This is a genomic window from Hyphomicrobium sp. (genome assembly GCF_035548195.1).
Classification (GTDB): domain Bacteria; phylum Pseudomonadota; class Alphaproteobacteria; order Rhizobiales; family Hyphomicrobiaceae; genus Hyphomicrobium_B.
This window is the reverse complement of the sequence record NZ_DASZTY010000010.1, coordinates 1-4,544: the sequence shown is the minus strand read 5'-3', so window position 1 is coordinate 4,544 and position 4,544 is coordinate 1. Positions and strand designations below refer to the sequence as shown.

Sequence of the window (4,544 nt, the reverse complement as noted above, 5' to 3'; positions counted from 1 at the left end):
TGAGGCAGTCGACAAACCCGTAGGTGCTCGCTTGGCTCATATTCCTGATGGTGTGCTCTCGGTGCCCGTTCTCATCGGCGGTGGCATTATCGCTGCTGCTGGCGTCGGCGTTTCGCTAAGGCACCTGGACGATAAGGCGATTCCGCGCACAGCGATCCTCTCGGCGGCGTTTTTTGTGGCGTCTCTATTTGCGGTTCCGGTCGGCCCCTCCAGCGTGCATCTGTTGCTTGGTGGTTTGATGGGCCTGATCATTGGTTCGTTGACGTTTCCCGCGGTTCTCATAGGGCTCATTCTACAAACGGTTTTGTTTGGTTTTGGCGGCTTAACAACGCTGGGCATCAATACCGTCAATATGGCGCTACCGGGGGTCGTGCTTGCGGCGATATTTGCTCCCGCGATTTCCAGAGGTAGCATTACAAGAGCTGCCGTGTTGGCAGGTATCTGTGCTGGCCTGGCGGTAATGGGCACGGGGGGCTTGGTAGCATTGTGCTTGGCGCTCTCGTCATCGGACTATGTTCCGTCAGCGCGGATCATGCTTGCAACTTACATTCCTTTGATGTTTGGCGAGGGCGTAATCACCGGCTTTGCTGTTGTTTTCATCCGTCGCGTAAAACCCGAGCTGTTGAAGGGCGAGATAGGGATTTAAGATGACGCGTTTTGTGCTTGCCGTCTTACTGCTCCTCACCGCAAATCTCCCCGCGGAAGCACATCTGCTAAAGGTGTTTGCGACAGTCGAAGACGGCTCGATTACGGGCTATGCGTTTTTTGTTGGCGGGGGCCGTCCGAGAAAAGCCCTGCTGATCGTCCAGGACAAGTCAGGTAAGGAACTGTATCGCGGGAACACGGACGATAATGGCGGATTCAACTGGCATCCTCAAAAACCGCAGACAATTATTGTTACTGTCAACGCCGGCGACGGCCATATGGCACAGTCGACACTTGATGTGGATCGCTTCGATCCCAATGCATCCGACGCTTTGTCTTTGCCTGTCGGGACGCTCGGGGTAGGGAAGCCCATTCCCGCTGCCTCTGGGGAGCCGGCATGTAGTTCCCCCGCCGAAATCGGAGTGCTTGTTGATCGATCCGTTGACCGCGCCGTTTCAAGACAGGTGCGGCCATTGCTTGAAGCCTTCTCGGTCGCCGACTCTCGGATTCGCTTCAACGATATCGTTGGGGGTATCGGTATGATCTTTGGGCTCGCCGGCGTTGCGATGTGGATGTCGGCTCGGCGGTCTACTGATCTAAGACGATCGACTGAAAACGATAAATCCGGCACGAAAGGGCTTGTATGAGCGGAGGACACACAGATTGCGGCGATGCCGCTCCGGAGATCCTAGAGCGTTCTGTGCTCGGCTGCCTTGATCCGCGTGTGCGTCTTGGTGCAGTGCTGGCTTTTATTTTGGCGCTGCTATCTATTCAAGGTCTTCCTGATCTGTTCATTGCAGTGCTGCTTTCGTTGGCGTTAGTGCCGTTAGCAGGCCAGCCGATGGTCGCAATTGGACATCGCTTGTTGCACGTTGAAGGCTTTATGCTGGTATTATTCTTGCTGCTTCCATTCTCCACGCCGGGCGAAACGGTCTTTTCGATCGGTTCCTTCTCCGCCTCGAAAGAAGGATTGCTGCACGCATGCGTGATAGCCCTCAAGGCCAACGCATCGGTGATTGCAGTCTTTGCGCTGCTTGGCTCCATGGAACCGGCCAGGCTTGGCTACGCTATGGCTGGTTTAGGGTTTCCGTATAAGCTCGTGCACTTATTTCTCTTCACAGTACGGTATATGGGCGTTTTTCGCGGAGAGATGGAACGGTTGCTCGAGGCAATGCGAGCCCGAGCCTTTGTCCCTTCTTCGACGTGGCATACGTGGCGCGCATACGGCAATCTTGCAGGCATGATATTAATCCGATCACTCGATCGCGCCGAGCGCATTGAAGAAGCTATGCGATGTCGTGCGTTCAACGGGCGGTACTCGCTAGCAGCGGACGGCCGTCTGACGTGGCGCGATGCCGTGTGCGTCAGTGTCACTGCTGGTGTGGTCGCTGGCCTGATCGGCGCAGGACATTTCCTATGAGTCGCCTCCTCGGACTGAACCGCGTCACGGTCGTTCGGGGTGGGCGCGCCGTGCTCAACGATGTGTCGCTTTCCGTGGCTGCGGGAGAGCGCGTCGCACTTGTCGGTGCCAACGGTTGTGGTAAGACGACACTATTGCGTACGCTTGTCGGACTCGAGAGGCCGGTGCAAGGGAATGTCTTTGCATTCGGATCAGAAAGGACAACAGAGGCTTCTTTCCGCGAAGTGCGGACAAAAGCCGGATTTCTGTTCCAGGATCCAGATGATCAGCTGTTTTGTGCAACCGTCATCGATGATGTCGCCTTTGGTCCATTAAACCTCGGAATGTCGCAGGCTGCCGCGACGGCCAGGGCCAAAGATACGCTGGCGCAACTTGATCTTGTCAGCCTCGCTGATCGCATAACACATCGACTTTCTGGTGGCGAAAAGCGACTGGTCTCGCTGGCCTCTGTCCTTGCCATGAGGCCCGAGGTTCTTTTGCTCGATGAACCCACAAACGCGCTCGATGAGACCCATCTTGCTCGGCTGAGCGAAATTTTGAACTCGCTACCGATCGCAATGGTGATCGTTTCGCATGACCGAAGTTTTATCGAGAAACTTGCCACCCGTGCGGTAAGTCTGCGGGAGGGCAGTCTCGTGGCCGCTGAGATTCACCGCCATCTTCATATACATGATCATGTCCATATTCACGCTCCGGGGCATGAACATCAAGATCACGACCACATCGCGTCGCACGACACCGCGCAACATTCTCAGCTGAAGAAGATGCATTAGGCAGGCTGTGAACTGCCTTGAGATTGCTGAATGGCCGACATCTGGAAGAAATGAGCAATGATCCGGGCTCGGACATTGGCTACTTTTTATTTCCGTTCCCGCTTTGGGGCACGAGCGGTTTCAGGTACTTCGCCGTCCGACTATTCGCTACATTAGCAACTTTGTCGGGCGTGCCGCTGGCGATGATGCGCCCCCCGTCTTCTCCCGCTCCAGGCCCAAGATCGATGACCCAGTCCACTTGCGCGATAACCCGCATGTCATGCTCGACAATGACGACGGTGTTTCCCGCATCGACAAGTCCTTGCAGTTGGCGCATCAGGCGGTCGACGTCAGCAGGATGGAGGCCGGAGGTCGGTTCGTCGAGGATATAGAGCGTATTGCCTTGTTGCGCGCGCTGTAGTTCGGTCGCCAACTTAATGCGCTGCGCCTCTCCGCCTGAGAGTTCCGTCGCCGGCTGCCCCAGCCGCAGATAGCCGAGTCCGATTTCACGTAACACGTTGAGCGGTCGCAGCACCTGCGGTTCATCGGCGAAGAATGCGCAGGCTTCGTCTACGGTCATCTGCAGTACTTGCGCGATGTTGCGGCCATGCCATTCGACTTCAAGCGTCTGCGAATTGTACCGGCTGCCGTTGCAGACCGAGCACGGCGCATAGACGCTGGGCAGGAACAGCAGCTCGACCATCACGAAGCCTTCGCCCTCACAGGTCGGGCAACGGCCCTGTGCGACGTTGAACGAGAACCGGCCTGCGCCGTAGCGGCGCCGTCGCGCTATGGGCGTCTCGGCAAAAAGTTGGCGGACATGATCGAAGAGGCCGGTGTAGGTTGCGAGATTGGAGCGCGGCGTGCGCCCGATGGGCTTCTGGTCCACCTGAACAAGACGGCGGATGTGATCCATACTGCTCGCGAGGTGTCCTGTGGTGGCTTCCTGTGCCATCGAAAGCAGGGGATCAACCTCCTCCTCGGACACGGCAAGCGGACGCCCGAGCCGCTCGCTCACCAGTTCGGGAAGCGCCTGGCTGACAAGACTGGATTTGCCCGAGCCCGAGATGCCCGTGACTGCCGTCAAGCAGCCGAGCGGAAACGCGGCATCGAGATCATGTAGGTTGTTGCGCGCCACACCTTCTAGGTGCAACCATCCCTTAGGCTTTCTCGGCGTCCGCTCGACCGCAGTCTGTTTATCGAACAGATAACGACGCGTGATAGAAGCCTCGACATCAGCCAGCCCCGCGGTTGGCCCACTGTAGATGACCCGGCCACCTTTCTCGCCGGCGCCCGGTCCGACATCGACCAACCATTCGGCATGGCGGATCACGTCGAGATCGTGCTCGACGACGAACAACGAGTTGCCGGCGGCCTTGAGGCGCTGCAGGATCGTGAGCAAGGCTTCGCCGTCCGCCGGATGCAGCCCCGCCGACGGCTCGTCGAGCACATAGACCACGCCGAAAAGCTGCGACGATAATTGGGTCGCGAGGCGCAGGCGCTGCAGCTCTCCGGAGGAGAGCGTCGGCGTGCTGCGGTCGAGCGAAATGTATCCGAGACCAAGGTCGATCAGCGGCCCGAGCCGTTCGAGCAATTCAGACGCCACGCGTTGCGCGGCCACCCGCTTTTCGTCGGAAAGATTGGGCGTGCGACGCACGTCGGGCGCACTCTTATGCGCCGAACCGCCGGCAGCGACCCGACGTTCAACCGCCGCATCGCGGCTCGCC

At 58.2% G+C, this 4,544-nt stretch carries 4 protein-coding genes and 1 pseudogene; 4 read left to right on the top strand and 1 reads right to left on the bottom strand.

The genetic code is table 11. The features are described 5' to 3' along the window. Nucleotides 1–31: 31 nt before the first annotated feature. From cbiM to VHB22_RS02945, 4 genes are read left to right on the top strand one after another with little or no spacing between them, the layout of a single operon-like run. On the top strand, nucleotides 32–646 hold the full coding sequence (gene cbiM / locus VHB22_RS02960; protein WP_325455463.1) for a cobalt transporter CbiM: 615 nt from the start codon (nucleotides 32–34) through the stop codon (nucleotides 644–646). 1 nt (nucleotide 647) lies between these two features. Next, nucleotides 648–1,292: a cobalamin biosynthesis protein CbiM gene (locus VHB22_RS02955; protein ID WP_325455462.1), complete on the top strand. Its 645-nt coding sequence runs from the start codon at nucleotides 648–650 to the stop codon at nucleotides 1,290–1,292. 53 nt (nucleotides 1,293–1,345) lie between these two features. After that, nucleotides 1,346–2,065, top strand: coding sequence for a cobalt ECF transporter T component CbiQ (cbiQ, locus tag VHB22_RS02950; RefSeq protein WP_325455461.1), 720 nt, complete (start codon nucleotides 1,346–1,348; stop codon nucleotides 2,063–2,065). Then, complete coding sequence (locus tag VHB22_RS02945) at nucleotides 2,062–2,838, top strand: ABC transporter ATP-binding protein (protein ID WP_325455460.1); 777 nt, start codon at nucleotides 2,062–2,064, stop codon at nucleotides 2,836–2,838. The genes cbiQ and VHB22_RS02945 overlap by 4 nt, the downstream gene beginning before the upstream one ends. A 79-nt stretch (nucleotides 2,839–2,917) precedes the next feature. Here VHB22_RS02945 and VHB22_RS02940 read toward each other — a convergent pair. After that, nucleotides 2,918–4,544 (bottom strand): annotated as a pseudogene (locus VHB22_RS02940) (excinuclease ABC subunit A); the annotation flags it as partial.